At 61.5% G+C, this 18,685-nt stretch carries 12 protein-coding genes; 1 reads left to right on the top strand and 11 read right to left on the bottom strand.

Annotated elements, in window-relative coordinates:
* Positions 1-63 precede the first annotated feature (63 nt).
* From D7D26_RS08265 to D7D26_RS08215, 11 genes are all read right to left on the bottom strand, one after another.
* On the bottom strand, positions 64-1,206 hold the full coding sequence (locus D7D26_RS08265; protein ID WP_233543508.1) for a M20/M25/M40 family metallo-hydrolase: 1,143 nt from the start codon (positions 1,204-1,206) through the stop codon (positions 64-66).
* A 68-nt stretch (positions 1,207-1,274) separates the two neighbouring features.
* Positions 1,275-2,168 (bottom strand): DMT family transporter, encoded by an 894-nt coding sequence (locus D7D26_RS08260; RefSeq protein WP_009164600.1) that lies wholly within the window; start codon positions 2,166-2,168, stop codon positions 1,275-1,277.
* A gap of 274 nt (positions 2,169-2,442) precedes the next feature.
* The gene (locus D7D26_RS08255) at positions 2,443-4,377 is read right to left on the bottom strand and encodes a S9 family peptidase (protein ID WP_120372729.1); all 1,935 of its coding nucleotides are present in this window, start codon (positions 4,375-4,377) and stop codon (positions 2,443-2,445) included.
* Positions 4,378-4,433: 56 nt separating this feature from the next.
* Positions 4,434-5,468, bottom strand: coding sequence for a dipeptidase (locus tag D7D26_RS08250; protein ID WP_120372728.1), 1,035 nt, complete (start codon positions 5,466-5,468; stop codon positions 4,434-4,436).
* Positions 5,469-5,727: 259 nt separating this feature from the next.
* Positions 5,728-10,800, bottom strand: a complete 5,073-nt coding sequence (locus tag D7D26_RS08245; protein ID WP_120372727.1) for a YadA-like family protein — start codon at positions 10,798-10,800, stop codon at positions 5,728-5,730.
* Positions 10,801-11,239: 439 nt separating this feature from the next.
* Complete coding sequence (gene citF, locus D7D26_RS08240; protein WP_120372726.1) at positions 11,240-12,796, bottom strand: citrate lyase subunit alpha; 1,557 nt, start codon at positions 12,794-12,796, stop codon at positions 11,240-11,242.
* A gap of 1 nt (position 12,797) precedes the next feature.
* Positions 12,798-13,709, bottom strand: a complete 912-nt coding sequence (locus D7D26_RS08235; protein WP_120372725.1) for an aldolase/citrate lyase family protein — start codon at positions 13,707-13,709, stop codon at positions 12,798-12,800.
* Positions 13,706-14,011, bottom strand: coding sequence for a citrate lyase acyl carrier protein (gene citD, locus D7D26_RS08230; protein ID WP_078015011.1), 306 nt, complete (start codon positions 14,009-14,011; stop codon positions 13,706-13,708). Before citD ends, D7D26_RS08235 begins: the two co-directional genes overlap by 4 nt.
* 83 nt (positions 14,012-14,094) lie before the next feature.
* Complete coding sequence (locus tag D7D26_RS08225; protein WP_120372724.1) at positions 14,095-15,606, bottom strand: tripartite tricarboxylate transporter permease; 1,512 nt, start codon at positions 15,604-15,606, stop codon at positions 14,095-14,097.
* A gap of 14 nt (positions 15,607-15,620) precedes the next feature.
* A complete protein-coding gene (locus D7D26_RS08220; protein WP_158606312.1) occupies positions 15,621-16,166 on the bottom strand; it encodes a tripartite tricarboxylate transporter TctB family protein in 546 nt (181 codons plus the stop codon).
* Between the two features lie 118 nt (positions 16,167-16,284).
* Complete coding sequence (locus tag D7D26_RS08215) at positions 16,285-17,277, bottom strand: Bug family tripartite tricarboxylate transporter substrate binding protein (RefSeq protein ID WP_120372722.1); 993 nt, start codon at positions 17,275-17,277, stop codon at positions 16,285-16,287.
* A gap of 162 nt (positions 17,278-17,439) precedes the next feature.
* Between D7D26_RS08215 and D7D26_RS08210 the strand changes: the two genes are divergently transcribed.
* On the top strand, positions 17,440-18,351 hold the full coding sequence (locus D7D26_RS08210) for a LysR family transcriptional regulator (protein ID WP_120372721.1): 912 nt from the start codon (positions 17,440-17,442) through the stop codon (positions 18,349-18,351).
* Positions 18,352-18,685 lie beyond the last annotated feature (334 nt).

Genomic DNA, 18,685 nt, shown 5'->3' with positions numbered 1-18,685 from the left:
TTGCCGTGATTTCGATCGCGGTCCTTTCTTGGCGTCTCCGGGCTGTTCGCCGGAGACGCCGTGTCATACGCGGCTGATGAACGACGCCATCATGGCCACGCGGGGCACGAGCTGGTCGAGATAGACCTGCTCCTGCGGGTTGTGCATGAAGTCGCCGACCACGCCCATGCCGTCGATGGTGGGCACGCCGGCGGCGGAAATGTCGTTGCCGTCCGAGCAGCCGCCCACCATGGGCGACGCCTCGAGTTCCATGTCGAGGTCGGTGCCGACCTGTTGAAGCAGCGCGAAGAGCTTTCGGTTGCCCTCGCACTCGGCCAGCGGCGGGTGAGACAGTCTGATCTCGAACTCCACGCGCGCGCCGGGCAGCACGGCCCCGCGCCCGGCGAAAACGGCGCGGCCGCGTTCGACTTCCTCGGGCACGCACATGCGCCAGTCCACGACCGCTTCGGCGTAATCGCAGACCACGTTGTCCGCGGTTCCGCCGCGGATCACGTTGGCGCTGAACGTGCTGCCGCCGGGGCCGTAATCCGACCGGCTCTCGGCGAAGAGGATCTGATGCGCCAGCTCGATATTGGCGTTGACGCCGCCCCGCGGATCGTTGCCGGAGTGGGCCGCCTTGCCCCAGCATTTGATGAGGATCTGGCCGCCGCCCTTGCGGCTGACCTTGATCAGGCCGGTTTTCGCCACGGCCGGCTCGGCGACGATGCAGGCGTAAGCCTCTTTCGCCTTTTCCAGCAGCAGCGGACGGGAATGGAACGATCCCGTTTCCTCGTCGGAGTTGTTGACGACCAGAACTTTCTTGTCCAGCTTCACGCCCAGCTCCTGAAGCGCTTTTAGCGCCCAGATCACGGAGATGTCGCCGCCCTTCATGTCGACCACCCCGGGGCCGTAGAGGACGTCGCCTTCGCGGCGCACCGGCACCGTTCCCAAAGGGTGGACCGTGTCGTAGTGGCCGACGATCAGCAGCGTGCGGTCGCCCGAGCCGATCTCGGTGACGAGATGGTCGCCCACTTCCGTCTGCGGCACGAACTGCGTCGCGACGCCGAGGCGGTCTTTGTAGAGCGAGGCAAGCAGCCGCGCGCACGCGTCGGCGGCCGCCTTGTCCCCGGTCGGCGATTCGGCGCGGGCGAGCGCGGCGAGGTCGGCGACGATGTCTTCCCTGTGCGCTTCGAGATAATCGTAAATTTTCTTTTCCAGAGCTCTCATGAAGAAACCTCCTTGCACAAACGCCTCGTTTTTTTCTTCGCCGCCGGCCCGAAAGACCGCGGCGGAGCTCACGCGCGCTCCGCCTGCGATTGTCTCTGCGCGGCGAAGAACAGCGCCAGCCCGGCGAGGATGACGGCGATGCCTGCGGCCTGCCGCGCCGAGAGCGTTTCGCCGAGGAACAGCCAGGCGAGGAAGCAGGTGCCCACCGGTTCGCCGAGGATCCCCATGGTGACGGTGGTGGCCGTGATCCACTTGAGCAGCACGTTGAACACCATCTGCCCGCCGATCGTCGAAATCAGCGCCAGACCGAGGAACGCGCCCCACGTGCCGGGCGCGTAGCCGGTGAACGGATGCCCCATGAAGAGCGCGTAAAGCGCCAGCACGGCCGAACTGCTGCCGTAGCTGAGCACCGAATAGGGCACAGCCCCCATGCGGCGGCGCAGGATCTGCCCGCAGAAGAAGTACAGACTGATGACGCCGCCGGAAACGAGCGCCAGCAGGTCGCCCCACAGCGACTGGCTGCTGACGCTGAAATCGCTCCAGCCCACGACCGCCGAGCCGACGATGGCGATCGCGCCGCCGGTCAGCGCGCGGGCGCCCAGCCTTTCGCCGAGGAACAGCCGCCCCCAGATCACCGAAAACAGCGGCTGCAGCGCCGCCAGCACGGTGGAGCTGGCGACCGACGTGTAGCGCAGCGACTCGAACCACATCACGTAATGAACGGCGAGGAAAAAACCGGCCAGCGCGCCTTCCGCATATTGAATCGGAGAGAGCGAGCGCAGCTCGCGCCGGTCGTTTTTGTGGCTCAACAGCCACGGCAGCAGCGCCAGCGTGGCGAAAAAGAGCCGGTAGAAGGCGATGACGCCCGCCGGCGCGCGGGCGACCTTGGCGAAAACGCCCGACGCGGACAACATGAACACGCCGGCTGCCAGCGCCAGATAAATGACGGAACGAGATCTCACGGCGATTCCTCCTTGCCTTCTCAGTCACATCGGCGGATCGCTTTTGGCGACGATTGTAAAAGAACGCGGCGGCAAAATCCGGCGCGCCGGCGGCGCGTCCGACCGAACCGCGAAGGCTCCGCCTGTCCCGGTCCAAGCGAACTCCGGCGGGCGGAGCGTTCCGTTTTTTTAGGTGCGCTGTCAAGGCTTGCGGCAACTTTGTTTGTGTAAAATGTTCCACGTGGAACATCAAAAGCGGGGCGAAAAACGCGGCGCGTTCTCTTCGTTTGGGATCCTAGCCTTTCAGATGGCCGTCGAACCACGCGGCGATCTCGCGCAGGCGGGCGAGGCGGTTCTTGGGGCGGCCGGAGCGGCTCAGCTCGTGATTCTCGCCGTTGAACAGGCACATGCGGCATTCCACGCCCAGCACCTTGAGCGCGGTAAACATCTGGAACGACTGGTCGCGCTCGCAGCGGAAATCTTCCTGCGACTGGATCAGCAGCAGCGGCGTCTTGACGTTGGCGACGTGCTTGAGCGGCGATTCCTGCCAGGCCTGTTCGCGCGCGTCCCACGGGCGGCCGCCGTGCTGGTCTTCCACGTAGTAGTAGCCGATGTCGCAGCTGCCGAATTTCGACACCCAGTTGCTGATCGGTCGCTGCGCCGCGGCCGCTTTGAAAAAGTCCGTCTGCGTGACGATCCAGTTGGTCATGTAGCCGCCGTAGGAGCCGCCCGTGACGCCGACGTTCTTCTCGTCGACGAAGGGCAGGTTGGCGACGCACCATTTCGTGAACGCCATGATGTCGCTGTAATCCTTGACGCCGTAAAAGCCGCGGATGTCGTCGAAACCGCCGGGCCGTCCGTCGCCGCCGCGCGGGTTGCAGTAGATCACGGCGTAGCCGCGAGAAGCCCAGCACTGCATCTCGTGGAAATAGACGCCGCCGAAGGCGCTTTTGGGGCCGCCGTGGATGTGCAGGATCGTCGGATACTTCCTGCCTTCCTCATAGCCCACGGGCTTCATGTACCAGCCGTCGAGCTGCCAGCCCTCGTTTTCGTAGCTCACGTGTTCGGGCGCGGAGAGCTGAAGCTCCTTCGTAACGTCTTCGTTGTGGCGCGTCAGCTGACGCTCGCGGCCGTTTTCGAGCAGATAGAGCTCCTGCAGCTGCAGGCTCTTGAAGCCCGTCATGACCGCCGCGCCGTCTTTCCAGTCCCAGTTGTCCACCGTGTCGGTCCCGTTGGTGAGAGCGGAGATGGAGCCGTCGGCTTCGAGCGCGTAGAGTCGGCTCCGGAAGCCCTCGGTGGCGCAGTAGATCACGCGCCCGCCCTCGACGGCGAAGCCGCCCTCCTGATCAGCCGTGTTGTAGCGGCAGTCGCTGCCCACGGCGTTGCGCAGGCTGCTGTCGAGAGCGGGCGTGACGGCGTCGAGCTTTTTGCCCTTAAGGAAGAAGAACTGGATGTTCTGATTCACGCCGACAGTTTTTTGGTCGCTGCCCGTGACCAGCACGCCGTCCTTGTACCAGCCGGCGTCCTTGAAGCCGAACGTCAGCCCTTCGCTGAGGCAGGACAGTTCGCCCGTGCCCAGGTCGAGCTCGTAGACGTGGTTGGTCGTCGGCTTCACGTCCGTATACTCGACGGCGACGAGCAGGGCTTTGCGGCCGTCATCGCTGAGATGGCAGCGCGCCACTTCCATATGCTCGGGCGTGACGCGCGTGAAGCCGCCGCTGGCGGCGTCGTACACGGCCAGCCCCGTGCGGCGCTGGCAGACGAAGCCCTTGCCGTTGGCGGTGAAAGGGAGCTGCTCGATCACGTAGTAGTCGGCGCCTTCGGGATTGTCGTAGACGGGCTCGAACGTCGCCGTCACCAGCCAGCGGCCGCCGCCGAGGTCGGCGATGGCGCTGGCCGGGCGGTCGATCGTGAACAGTTCGCGCGCCTCGCCGCCGTCAAGCGGCAGCGCGTAAAAGCGCGTGCTGTCCTTGGGCACGTCGCCGCGCCCGGAAGCGAAGATCAGCTCGCGCCCGTCGCGGCTCCAGGCGAAGAACTTCTCGGAGTTCGTGAACGTCAGCTGCCGCCCGCTGTCCGCGGCGAGGTCGTAAAGCCACAGGGCGCTGTCGTAATTGTTCTTGTCGAAGTTCGCCGAGCTGACCACGTAGGCGATCTTGCCGCCGTCGGGCGAAAACGCGGGACGCGAGAGGAACTTGAACTTTAACAGGTCGTCGTGTTGTACCGGTCTCATATGAACGTTCTCCTTTATAAGTATGGGAATTGAAAAACGGCGCACGCCGCTGTGTTTTAGCCGATTGTGCGCTCCAAAAAGTTCAGCAGGTTTTCGCCGAGCGCGCCGCGAACTTCGTCCTCGCTGAAGCCGCGGGCCAGAAGCCCGGCCGTCAGCCGCCAGCTCTCGTCGTAGAACGGCACCGCGTCCTTCGGTTCGCGGCTGTTGCCGATACGGAACTCGTCGCAGAAATCGAAGCCGAAGCACAGATGTTCCGCGCCGGCGATCTGTTTGACGTGCGCGCCGTGCGCCGCCAGCTCGTCGGGATCCGCGCGCCCCGCGCTGCCCGCGTCGAGCCGCACGAAGTCGCTGCAGGCGTTCATGCCCATGACGCCGCCGCGCTGCGCGAGCGCGGCGATCTGCTCGTCGGTCAGGTTGCGCGCCACCGGCGTCAGCGCGCGGCAGTTGGAGTGGGAAGCGATGAACGGACGTTTGGTGAGCGCGCAGAGATCCCAGAACCCCTCGTCGTTGAGGTGCGAAACGTCCAGATACATGCCCAACCGTTCCGCCTCGTCGGCCAGCCGCGCGCCGAAATCCGTCAGGCCGCCCTTGCGCCCTTCGCGCCGCGGCTGGAAGAAGCAGCCGTCGGCGGCGTAGTTGCGGCGGCTCCAGACGATGCCGATGCCGCGCACGCCCAGCTCGTAAAAGGCGCGCAGCAGATTGAGGTCGTTGCCCAGCGGTTCCACTCCTTCAAACGACAGGAGCAGGGCGATCTTCCCCGCCGCGCGGGCGGCGCGGATCTCCGCGACGCCGCGGCACAGGACCAGATCGGGACACTGCGCCAGCTCCTCGTGCATGCAGGCGATCTGGTCGAGGGCGCGGCGCAGCGTCATTTCCGGCACGTGCCGGTCGTCGATGAAGATCGACGAGATCAGCAGGTCGACGCCGCCGGCGCGGATCTTTTCCAGATAATCCGTCCTGAAAACGTCCGTCCTGCCACCCTCGAGGCGCTTGGCGGCGAGCAGGTTGAGCAGGTCGTAGTGCGCGTCGGCCACAAAGCAATCACGGTGCAGCGCCTGCGCCCGCTCCTTCAATTCCGGGGTGATGTCCATAAAGTTCCCTCCTTGGCGAAATACTGCCATGATTATAACGCGAAAGCTCTATCGCGTCCCCATGGTGAAGGAAAAAAACGGCGCTCCCGGGACGACCGCCCCGTTTCGCGGAAGCGCCTTTCACGAAAAGAGCCGCGGCGAACGAGAATCGATCGTTCGCCGCGGCTCTTCGGTGCGGTGCTTGTTTTTCCGCCGCGGAACGGCGGCGTGTATCGCGTTTTTTTGCTTTTCTTCGTCCGCGGCAGTTTGTTCCCCGCTTTTATCTGATCTTGCCCGAAGCGCGCAGCAGGCGCTCGAGGCGCTCCACGCGCGCCTCCATTTCCGCCTTGACCGCGGCGATCTCTCGCGCCTGATTGGCTTTGCTCTCGACGAGTTCGTGCTTGAGCGAAGACACCTCGGCCTGCAGCTCGGCGTTCTCCTTCTGCATCACGTAGACGCTGCTGATCGGGCCGGAGCGGTAGCGTTCGGGGATCTGGTCTTTGTCTTCCTTGCGGCCGATCTTCCACGTCAGGCCGGCGTTGGCCATCGACTCGCCGTGGTGCGTGACGGACACTCCGGCGTGGACCATGAAGTCTTCTTTCAGGTAGTGCGCGAAGCCGAGGGCCAGCGCGTACTCGCCTCTGTACGCTCCGAAGCCGGCCATGATCTGGCTGGGCTCGACGGGGTCGTACTGCATCGGTTTCAGTCCGGCGAGCGCGGAGCCGAGCGCGCCGGTGCTCTTGATTTCGCTTCTCAGTTCGCCCATCTGGTTGTAGACGCTGCCGAAGTTGTTGTAGATGTTGGTGAACTGGGTGTCGACGGCGCTGAGGGCGTCGCCGACGTTATGGTACGTGCCGCCGCGGATGACGTAGGTGGGGGCGGAGACGGAGCCGTCAGGGTTGACAGAGGAGCCGCCGCCGAGGTGATTGGAGACGCTCGACGACACGCCCCAGAGCTGCGAGCCGTTGACCGCGTCGGCGCTGGTCTGAGTGACGTCTCCCCTGGCGACGTTGACGATCTTGTTGCCGGTCGCGTCGAAGCCTTTGGCGGTGACTTTGCCGGCGAAGGTGGGCGCGTCGACGACGCGCACGGTCACGTCTCTTTCGTCGCGGGTAATTTCAATGTTGCTGCCGTTCTTGAACTGGACGGTATTGTTCTTGGCGACGACGATCGACGGTCCTCCATTGGTCTGAAGGTTCCATTTGCCGCCCTGCCCCGCGTCGGGATCGAGGCCGATCGTGACGACGCCGCCCGCGACGGTGGTAATGACGCCGTTGGCGCCGACGAACTTGATGTCCGGCGTCGCGCTTTGTCCGAGCGTGACCGTGTGCGCGGGAGACGTTGTGGAGTCGCTGAGGGTGAATTTGTAGGTCGCGGCCCCGCCTGCGGCGGAGACGGCCGCCCGAAGTTGGGCGACGTTGACGGCGTCGGTATCTTCAAAACCGGCTGCGACGTTGGTGATCTGGCGGGTGCGTCCTGTCGTCTTGTCGCCGATGGAAAGCGCGCCCAAGGTGGATTGCCACGCGCTGCCGCTCTCCGTGGACGCGGCTCCGGTGGAAGGATCATAGCCTTGCACGTTCGCAGCCGTATCCGCCACGCTGTAGGAGCCCAGCGCTACGCCAGCGTCCGTTGTAGCTTTCGCTCCATAGCCGCCGACAGCGGTAGCGGTCTGCGCGTTTGCCGCGCTGTCTGCGCCCAGCGCCATCGACCAGCCGCCGGAAGCGTTTGCATGCCAACCCATGGCGACATCCATGGTCTTTTTCGTTGCGCTTTCCGCTCCGATGGCAACGGTCCAGCCCCCTTCCGCCGTACTTTCATTGCCGACAGCCACTGCCATTTCGCCGGATACGGTCAGTTTATTCCCCAGCGCCACGCCCCACTGTCCGCCGCCGTGATTGTCATTTGAGCCGATGATTTTATTGGCAATGCCGAAAGAGGAGCCCAGATTTTCCGCTTCGGAGTCGGTACCGACGACGACGCTGCCGCCGTTTGCCGTATTCTTCATACCGACGGCCACGTTCTGGTCAGAACCTCTTCCCCCGCCGGTCTTGGTATATGTCCATGTGGTGCCGTTCCGTTCCGCCGTGTAGCCCACAAGGTTCCCCACGCCAAGGACCGTATTCTGTTCACCGGCCACATGGGTTATTTTATTGTCGTAATTCTCGTAATCCGTACCGAAGACTGCGTTATGCACGCCGTCCACGGTCAGGCTCTGGCCGACGACGATGCTGTTGTTCCTTCCATTCTTGACGCCCGCCAGCGTGTTGTTGTTGCCGAGGACGGTGCTGTTGTTGCCGGAAGACGAGGAGAAAATGCCGATGACCATGCTGTCCGTCCCGGTCGCTCCGTCGTTGGCATAGTTCGTCCCCGCTCCCTGTTTGTCGCTCTTCACGGAATAGTAGCGGACGGCGCCGTTTGCTATGGCCGTATTCAAAGCTTTCATCTGCGCCACGTTGACGGCGTCGGTGTCTTCCGTGCCGGCCGCCACGCCTGTGATCTGGCGAGTGACGCCTTTTGAAACGTCGCCTACGGAAACGGCGGCTGCGGTGGCTTTCCAGGTGCCGACAATCAGATTCCTTTCGCCGCGAGCGGTATCGTACTTTGTCTCCGCATCCGTATACCCGGTTTTAGCGGAATTCATGGCTGCCTGAGCCGTATCCATGGCCGCTTTGGCATCATCCATTTTTTTCTTGCGTGCCAAATCATATTGATTACCGGAATGCTCGTAGCTGTGATAAGTCTGATAAGCCTGTGTATATGCGGCGCTCTTCTCCAGGAAATCATTGACTTTTCCTTCGTAGTCCGCTTTCTTCGTGGTGTAATCGGATTCCAAACCGGGTAATGCTGCGTTCAGCTGTGTCAGTCTTTCTGTTTTTCCTGACAAAGTTGCTATTTCCGCGTCATTTTGGATGTTTTTCTTTGTGGCGGGGTTATAACCGTATACCCCGGCGTCCACGGAGGAAACAGACTCGCTGCCGAGGGCTACGCCGCCGTTTTTCTGCACATCCGTATTGTAGCCGAGCATGACGGCGTTGCTAACATTGGCGGTATGTGTCTTATCCGGGACAATAGCTTTCACATTGTATGGAATCGGTATGCCTGTATATCCTCCCGGCGTACCGGCAGAATTTCCCAAACTGGGCGTGTAGGTTTTGCTCACTACATCTTCCCTGGTTGCCATGGAGCCAAGAACGACATTATTCGCTCCGCCGGACAGTTGATGGTAATCGCCGATCACCACGTCAGCCGTTCCGTCAGACACACTGTTTCCCGTACCTACGACGGACACGCGGTTCACGTTGATTCCTGTGTTCTGGAACCCCGTCACTGTATTGTTGGAGCTGACGCCGTTTGTCGTACCGTTCAGGATATTTCCCGTTCCGATGATTTGAGAACGCCTTGCATAATCAGAGGTGTTGCCGTTACCCACAGCCAAGACAGAGCCGCCGCCGGTAGCCGCAAAATTACCCATTGCTTTTGCAGCCTGATCCGAATACCCTTCCTGATAACCGCTGCGGAAAAGCAATTCTGTCATAGCGCCTTGCCCGAATGTTCCCTCCAGTCCGCTTGACATGTCTCCTGTGGCGTGAGAAATGATATTTCCTGAACCGAATACCATGGAATTATCTGCATTATCCAGTTTGTTCCAGGTGCCGATTATACTGCCCGCCACGCCATTTGAGGTGTCACCGTCCGAGGTAATCTTATTATTTACCCCATAAATGGAAGACCAGATATTCGGAAAAAAGCCATCATTGCTTTCAATGACAGAATTGTGTCCTGTCACAGTTCCTTCGTGCCCCAGAGCCAGTGCGCTGTGTCCCACCGCCACGCTCAATCCCCGGGCGCTTTGCGCATTATACCCCACGACAACGCTGCCGCTGCCCTGTTCCCTTTTGCCGGACGCCTTTTCCTCCGGTGTCATGGAGCCGATGATTACCGATTCCTTGATTGTGCCAAATGTTTGATAATCGCCGATTACGATGCCCGAGTTGGGATTGGTCGTTTCGTTGTTGTTCCCGATGATGGTGAGGCTTTCCGTCCCCTTCATGTAGGTATCGTTGCCGGAAATTTTGTTGCCCATGCCGATGACCAGATCCGAGGTGCTGTTGCGCACGATGCCCTGATATCCGGAAACGGTGCCGGCATCCCGCTCCGTGATGCTGTTGTTGTCGCCGAACACGTTCTGGCGGTCGCTGTTCGTCACGGTATTCTTCTTGCCGATGCCCCGTACGTCTTCGCTGTCTTTGACGTTGTTCTCCTCGCCCAGCACATACGTGTGTTTTACTTTTTCTCCGGTATTCTTGTACCCATTGATCATGTTGTAGCGGCTGGCATCGCTGTTTGTCCCCGTCAGCGTGTTATTGACGCCGATCAGCTGCGAGGTCATGGCGTAGTTCGCCTTGTTCCCGCCGCCGATGGCCAGCACCGCCCCGCCGCCTTCGGACGATTTGACGGCGCCGCGCAGCGTGTCGGCAAACTCTTTGGCCGAATTTCCGCCGCCGGTAAACATGCTGATGCCCGATATCGCGCCGATCGAATTTTCCACTTCGTTGCCGGCGCCGAAGATCAAGGCGCCGTTGGCGTTGTTCGTGCGGTTCGCCGTACCGACGACGCTGTTGGCGATCCCTGAAACTTCCGAAGAAGAGCTGTTCGATTCGATGCTGTTCAGGGAACCGACGATATTGGCCCCCATATTTTGTGTAACATAAGAAGACCAATTACTGCCATTATATTTTCCGGAAATGATGGAATACGTGCCGAGCACGGAGGAAAACGCTCCCTGATTGTAACTGTTCGCGCCGATGGTGGTGGCGTTGATGTTCACGTTTCTCGATTTGACGTTTAACACGTCGGAGCCGTCGACTTCCACGTCGCCGAGTTTCCCGACGTATTTGTGGTCCCCGATCATCGTGCTGCCGGAGCGGGCGTAGGCGTTCTGGCCGATGGCGACGCTGCTCGCCCATTTCTTCTCATCTGTCTGCCCGAATTTGAAGAATTTTTCCTGATTGCCGTACATGTTCTCGACGAAAGCGTTCTTGCCGATAGCGATGCTGCCTTCCTGCATGACGTAATCGTCGATCTGCGCGTGGTCGCCGATGACGACCGCGCCGTTGGTTGCCGCGTTGTTGCGAAGCTGCGTATCGTTGCCGATTCTGATGTTTTGGTTCCCCGGCTCGACGAATGTCGTCACGCCGTCCGGCGCCGCTGCTCCCGGCACGGGGCGCAGCAGCATCAGGCCGAGCGCCACGGCCGCCAGCGCGCCGCCTTTCAGGACGGCCGACGAATTCCTTTTCGTCCCGTGCGCCTCGGGAGCGGAGCGGTGCGGACCATGCGTGTTTCCCTTTTCCATCAAAAATTTCCTCCTTCCGGAACTTCAAAAAATATCCACGGAATTGTGGGGTGAAAACGTATTTTGCAGAAACAACAAAACAAATTCATGGTAACATGTTTATCTTTATAATAAATCTGATTATTAAGTTAATTTCGGCTCGGGGGGGGTGTAAGATAATTATTTCATATAAGATTATTTAAATTCATCGTCTCGATGAAAAATGGACGCCCGCGCGAAAGGTATCGCGAAGGCATGGAGGAATGCAAGAAGAAAGGTTTTGCGGCGCCCGGCGAAAAAAAATCTGCCGCGTCCTTCGCTCTTTCGCGAGGGACGCGGCAGATTTTTTTTCGGGAGTTCCAGTTTTCGGGGCTCGGGGGTGAAGTACGCAAACTTGGCGAAATGCCGCTCCGATTATGCCGCGAAAGCGGGAACAATCCCTCGCGGGGAGCGCGGCGCGTTAGGACCTTTCGTACGGCTTGATCTCGCGCACGACGTCGAGGATCGTGCCGTCGCGGGCTTCGAGGATGGCGACGACTTTGTCGTTCCATTGCAGCGGATCGGGGCGGCCGACGAGCGCGTAGGCTTTTTCCTGGAGCTCTTTGATACTCACGTGCGTGATGCCGGCGCGGTCGAGGCAGTCGACGATGTCCTGTCGTCTGGGGTTGACGGCGACGCCGTAATCGGTGACGACGACGTCGACGCACTCGCCGGGGGTGGTGACGGTGACGACGCGCTCGCAGACGGTGGCCATGCGGCCGCGGGTCAGCGGCGTGACGATGACGGTGCACTTGGCGCCGGCGGCGGTGTCGGGATGGCCGCCGGGCGCGCCGCGCAGCACGCCGTCGGAGCCGGTGATGACGTTGACGTTGAAGTCGACGTCGACTTCCAGCGCGGCGAGGATGACGAAGTCGAGCTTGTTGACGAAGGCGCCTTTGTTGGCGGGGCTGGCGTATTCGCCGGCGCTGATTTCGTAGTGGCGGGGATTGGTGCGGATGTCGTCGATGGCGCCGGTGTCGAAATCCTGCGTGTCGACGACGCAGCCCACGAGGCCCTTGCGCTGCAGTTCGCAGATGGGGCCGGCGATGCCGCCGATGGCGAAGCTCATCGTGATGCCGCGCTCGCGCATGAGCGGTTCGATGAAGCGGTTGACGGCCAGCGAGGGGCCGCCCGCGCCGGTCTGGAAGCTGAAGCCGTCCTTGAACCACGGCGTGGCGGCCATGACTTGGGCGGTGGCCTCGGCCATCATCAGATCGCGGGGATTTTGGGTCATGCGCGCGGCGGCGGAGGCGATCTTTTTCGGATCGCCGATCTCGTCGACTTTCACTACGTAGTCCACGTTGACGCCGTGGATCGAAGCGGGAAAGTTGGGGTAGGGCACGAGCGTGTCGGTGATGACGACGACCTTGTCGGCGTATTCCGAATCGACGACGGCGTAGGAGAGCACGCCGCAGTCGCTTTTGCCGCCGACGGCGCGGCAGTTGCCGTACTCGTCGGACGTGGGAGAACCGATAAAGGCCACGTTGATGTGCACGTCGCCCTCCTCGATGGCGCGCACGCGGCCGCCGTGGCTGCGCAGGATCGCGGGCGTCTTCAGCTTGCCGCGGGACACCACTTCGCCCATCCGCCCGCGGATGCCGCTGGTCTGAAGGCCGGTGACGACGCCGTCTTCGATGTACCGGGCCACGGGATCGTGAGCCGAGCCCAGGCTGGAGGCGGCGATGGTGATGTCTTTGAGGCCGAGGGCGACGATCTCCTGCATGACCATGTTGACGACAAAGTCGCCGTCGCGGAAGTGGTGGTGGAAGGAAACGGTCATGCCGTCCTTGAGTCCGCACGCCGTGATGGCCTCGCGGATGGAGGCGACGATTTTGCTTTCCCGCGGCTTTTCGCAGATGCGCGTGCGCGGGCCCTGCTTCTTGATGTACTGGCCGTCGCGGGCGTGAGCGCCCGCGTAAGGCTTCCAGCCCTGCGCGATCAGTTCTTCGGGAATTTCCCGGCCGACTGCGTTCAGCATTTTACAGATCCCCCTCGTAAACGCCGCTGGCCTTGGCGAGCTGGATGACGCGCTCGGCGCCGGGCACAAAGGCGATGTCGATCATTTTGCCGTTGATGGTGAACACGCCGACGCCTTTGGCGGCGTTTTCGCGGTAGGCTTTGACGAGCGTCTCAGCGGCGGCGATCTCCTGCGGCGTCGGCGCCAGCATCTCGTGGACGATGCGGATCTGCCGGGGATTGATCAGCGACTTGCCGTCGAAGCCCATGTCCTTGTTCTGCTGCATTTCGGCGCGGAAGCCCGCCTCGTCGTCGAGGTCGGTGAAGACGGTGTCGAAGCACTGCACACCGGCGGCGCGGGCGGCGATCAACATCTGGCCGCGGGCGGCGAGCATCTCGATACCGCCGGGGACCGGCTTGACCTGCATGCACTTGCGGTAGTCGCCGCCGGAAAGGGCGATGCCGAACAGGCGGGGCGAAGCGGTGCAGATCTCGTAAGCGTTGAGCACGCCCTTGGGGCTTTCGATGGCGGCCATCAGCAGCGTGCGTCCCTCTTCGACGCCGAACTCGCGCTCGGCTTCGGTCACGGCGGCGTCCACGGTTTGCACGTCGGCGGCGCTCTCGGTCTTGGCGATGCGGATGCCGTCGGTGCCTCCGGCGACGGCGACGCGCACGTCCTCGCGCCAATGCGGCGTGTCGAGGCCGTTGATGCGCACGAGCACTTCCGTGTCGCCGTAATCGACGGTTTTCAGCGCGTGATAAAGCGAAAAGCGCGCCGCGTCCTTCTGGTTCTCGGCCACCGCGTCTTCGAGGTCGAGCATGATCGAGTCGGCTCCGTAAATATACGCGTCCTTGATCAGTCCGGGCTTCTGCGCGTTCATGAACATCATCGTGCGGCGCAGGCGGAACTTTTCCGGTTTCGGGCGGGGGATCATGCGATCTCGCCTCCCCAGGGATACGGTCCGTCGGCGTCGCGCTGACAGCCGCGGTAATAGGCGCACTCGACGCGCGCCGTGATGGTGCAGTCCAGCGCGCCGTGGTCGCTGACAGTGACGGCGGCGTTTTTCACGCCGAGGCGCGCCAGCGTGGCGAGCACGGTCTCTTTGATCTGGCGGCCGTACTGGTTGATGACGGTGCTTTCAAGGTTCAGGCTGATGCCCGACGGCGCCGGCTCGAGCGTGACCATCACGTCGCTCGATTCGAGCGTGCCGGCCACGCCGGTGGTTTTCAGTTCCATGGCTTTGACCTCCTGACAGGATTTCTACGATAATTCCAAGGAGAAAGCGCAGCCGGGAAAGCGCTGCGCTCGATCGGACAAAATCAGGCGTTCGCCGACGGTTTCTTTTTTCCGAAGAAAGAGGCGACGATGGGGTAGACCAAGAGGGCGACGCTGAGCACCATCAGGGAGCCGGCGATGGGGCGCGAGAACATGCTTACCAGGTCGGCGCGCGAGATCGTGTAGGCGCGGCTGAAGTTGCTCTCGCAGATCTCGCCCAGCACCAGGCCGAGGATCATGGCGGCGCTGTTGAAGCGGCAGACGGCGAAGATCAGCCCGATGATGCCGGCGACGGCCATGATCTTCACGTCGGCGATGCTCATGTTGGTGGCGTAGGAACCGATGATGGCCAGCATGACGATGATCGGGCCGAGATAGCTGTAGGGGATGGCGAGGATTTTCGCGAAGACCTTGGCGATGCCCATGGCGACGATGACCATGAGGATGTTGGTGACGAGCATGGAGGCGAACGTGGCGCTCAGGTACTGGGGCTGGTTGGTGAGCAGCAGCGGCCCGAGCTGCACGCCCTTGAGCACCAGCGCGCTCATCATCACGGCCGCGGCGTTGCCGCCGGGGATGCCGAGCGAGAGCAAAGGCACCATAGCGCCGCCGGTGGCGGCGTTGTTGGCCGATTCGGATGCGGCGATGCCGTCGATGATGCCGGTGCCGAACTTCTCGGGATGCTTGGAGAGCTTCGTTTCCGTGGAGTAGCACAGGAACGAGGCGATCGTCGCGCCGGCGCCGGGAAGGATGCCGATGATCGTGCCGATAATGGAGCAGCGAAGCACGAGCCACTTGATCCTCAGCCACTCGGCCAGCGTAGGCATCTTCGTGTCCACGTGACCGCCGCCGACGCCTTCCTTGGCGTCGAGGCGGTCGCTCTTGCGCGTCTGCTTGAGCACCTCGGTGACGGCGAAAATACCGATCAGCACGGGGATCATTTCCAGACCGGCCAGCAGTTCTTTGGAGCCGAAGGTCATGCGCTGCACGGCGTACATCCTGTCCTGGCCGACGCAGGCCAGAAGCAGGCCGATCAGGCCGGAGATGATCGTGCGCAGGATGTTGGACGAGTCGAGGCAGGCGAGGATCGACAGACCCATGAACGTGATCGCGAACAGGTCGGAAGGGCCGAACGACAGCGCCGCCTGCGTGAGCTGCGGCGAAAGCAGCAGCATGCAGAACGCCGAGACCAGGCCGCCGATCGCCGAAGCGCCGAGCGCCACGCCCAGAGCCTTGCCGGCTTCGCCGCGCTGCGCCATCGGGTAGCCGTCGAACGTCGTCGGCGCGCTGGAAGGTACGCCTGGAATCTTGAACAGGATCGCCGTGATCGAGCCGCCGGTGATGGCCGAGCAGTAAACGGCCACGAGGAAGACGATGGCCGGCACCGGCTCCATGCTGTACGTAAACGGCAGCCCGAGCGCCACGGCCATCGTGGAGCTGACGCCGGGCAGAGCGCCGAAGATCGTCCCCATCACGATGGCCATGACCACCATGAAAAACACTTGCGGCTCCATCAGCACGCTGAAGCCGCTTTGCAGCAATTCAAAAGTCGACATTCCGATTCACCGCCTCACGAGATAAGAGATTGGGCCTGAGACACCAGCGACTCCAGCCAAAGCGCGAAGTTGCGCGCCTGAGGGATGGTGCCGCGGGGCAGATTGACCGACAGCAGGACGCTGAAGACCACATAGAGGAGCAGCGTGACCAGAATCGAGAAGACGAACAGGCGCGCGACTTTCCGTTCGCCCAGCAGCATGCCGTAGAAGAACAGCATCAGGAAACACGTGCCCATGAAGCCGAGCGGTTCGAGCACAAAGCAGGCCGCCACGACGATGACGATGCCGAGGAACAGACGGCTGGCGAAAAATCCGCCGATGGAAGCGAAAAAGGCGCCCAGCGAAAACTCCGCTTTGCCCCTGTTTTTCATGACGATGCGCGCGATGTTGATCGCCACGCAGATCAGAAGCAGAACGATGATGACGTTGGGCCACACGTCGGGCTTGAGGGCGTAGGGATTGCGCAGGACCTTGGCGGGGACGGGCGCCTCCAGCACGTGGAACGCGTACGTGTAGGCCAGGCCGAGCCACAGCAGAACGTTGAGAATCAGTTCGAACACTGATCCGCACCACCTTTCAGGGATTGAGGAAGCTTGTGCTACAATAAACGTTGACAGAGTAAAGAAAAAAAGGGGAGCGGCAAAGCCCCCCTTTCGTGGTTGCGGCGCGCAGGAGGAACTACTTGGCGTAGTAATCCTTCTTCAAAACTTCCTCGGACTTCAGATACTCGGTGAAGGTCTTGTACTCGCTCTCGAACAGCTCGGCGAACTCCTTGGGCGCGGCGAAGCCGGGGCGCTCGTCGTAAGCGCCGGCCACAAGGAAATCCTGCCATCCTTTGGTCTGAACGGCCTTCTCGATGGCGGCGACCAGCGCGTCGATCGCGGGCTGAGGCGTGCCGGCCTTGGCGAAAAAGCCGCGCCAGGTGCCGATGAAGGAATCGATGCCCAGCTCGCCCGTGCTCTCCATGTTGGGATAGAGCTTCATGCGCTTTTCGCAGATGGCGCACAGCGGCACGATGTCGCCCGCCTGGATCAGCCCGGCGATCTCGTCGGTGCCGGTGATCATCATGTCGATGTGACCGCCCACCAGCGCGGAGTTCATCTCGGAACCGCCGGAGTAGGGCACTTCGTTCACGTCGAGCCCGGCCAGCGTCTGGCGCAGCGAAGCGCCGTCGGCGCCCGTGGCGGTGAGCATGCCCACGTTGATCTCGAACGGATGCTCCTTGGCGTACTTGATCATCTCGGAAAAGCTGTGATAGCCCTTCTGGTCCATGGCTTTCTTGGAGCCGGCGATGATGTTGATGGAGTGGACCAGTTTGGCGACGGGAATGAACTCGGAGCGGAAGTTCATCGAAGTGGCTCCCTGCAGGTCCTGCATGATCAGGCTCTGCGTGCCCAGCATGAAGGTGTAGCCGTCGGCGGGCTGCTTGTAGGTGTACTCCACGCCGTTGACGCCCGAGCCGCCGGAAACGTTGACGACCTCGACCTCGACGCCGAGGATGTCCTTGAGCAGCTTGGCCATGGGGCGGATCGTGCTGTCGGCGCCGCCGCCCACGCCCCAGGGGCAGACCACGTCGATCTTGCGGGTGAACTTCCACTCTTCGGCCCCCGCGGAAACGGCCGCGGCGCCGAGCAGGGATACGGCCAACAGAGCATACACGAACTTTTTCACTTGCAATTCCTCCTTTAAACGTAAACGAGATTGAGTTAATGACGCTGATTTTATTATTCAACTTTTTAGGGAAAATGCCAATACTAAAAGTTTTATGCGCCCATAAGGTCACAATTATGGTCAAAGATATTTATACAGTATACATTTAAGGAGGCGGCGCGATTGAATTTGAAACACGCTTCTTACATCATGGCTATTCTCGAGGCGGGCAGCATCACGGCGGCCGCGAAAAAACTCCTCATTTCCCAGCCGTCGCTGTCGCAGACCGTCAAAGCCGTGGAAGACGAACTGGGGCTGCTGATCTTCGACCGCCACGCCAAGCGGTTGACGCTCACCTACGCCGGCCAGCGCTACGTCGAAAGCATGCGCGAGATCATGACGGCCGAGCGGAATCTCCTCAGCGAGATCGCCGAAATGAAAAACGATCACCGCGCCACGCTGCGCATCGGTATTTCGGCGCAGCGCAGCATCTCCCTGCTGCCGCAGATCCTGCCCGCCTTTCTCGCCCGCTATCCGCTCGTCACCGTCGAACTGAAAGAACTGCCTTCCGTCCGCCTCGAGGAGCTGCTCAGCAAGGGCGGCTGCGACGTGGCCTTCATCACCACCGCGTCGAAGCAGAACGACCTGGAGTACCGCCTGCTGGAAAACGAACAGATCGTCCTCATGGCCTCCAAGCAGACAGCCATCTCCCGCCGCATCGGCCAGGGGACCGAGATCGAACTGAGCGAAGCGCGGGAGGAAAACTTCGTCAACCTCACCTCGGGGCACAGCGTGCGCACCATCCAGAACCACCTCGCTCAGCTGTGCCAGTTCGAGCCGCGCGTGCTGCTCGAACTGTTCAACATGGAAGCCGCCAAATTGGTCACCGCCCAGCTCAACGCCGTGATGGTCTGCCCTTACGGATACATTCAGGGAGACACGCGCGTGGAAACTCTGACTAAATGTTATCCGCTGCGCTGCCATGGCTTCGAGCGGCATTTCTACTTCTGTTATCGGAAAAAGCTGCGGCTTTCCAGCTATATGCGCGACCTCTTCGACATCGCCCGCAGCAAGTGTCAGTATCATACGATGTAGTCCGCGCCGATTGAAAGCGCGTGTCGAAGGCGAAAAAACCTTTCGGGCGAGAACGTTCCGTCCGAAAGGTTTTTTCGCAGCTGCGCCGTTTGCTCCCCGGCGCGCGGCGGCAAGGGCCCCGCAAACTATGTCAGCGCTTTTTATCAAGAAATAGCATAAGCGCGGCGAAGCTGGGAATCGGTAGCGGAATCTCACGAAAAACACAGCCCGCAGGCAGCTCTGGAATGTTCTCCAAAGACGCCGCGGGCTGTGTTGTCTTATACTATTTCTCAATTAAAGCACCTAACAATCCATTGTCTTGCGGTAATACTCCTTATGGTCTGAGCGGTGAGAT

Source organism: Pyramidobacter sp. CG50-2, from assembly GCF_003612005.1.
In the GTDB taxonomy this organism is placed as follows: domain Bacteria; phylum Synergistota; class Synergistia; order Synergistales; family Dethiosulfovibrionaceae; genus Pyramidobacter.
The sequence above is the reverse complement of the archived record's forward strand: the minus strand, read 5'-3'. Positions and strand labels throughout refer to the sequence as shown.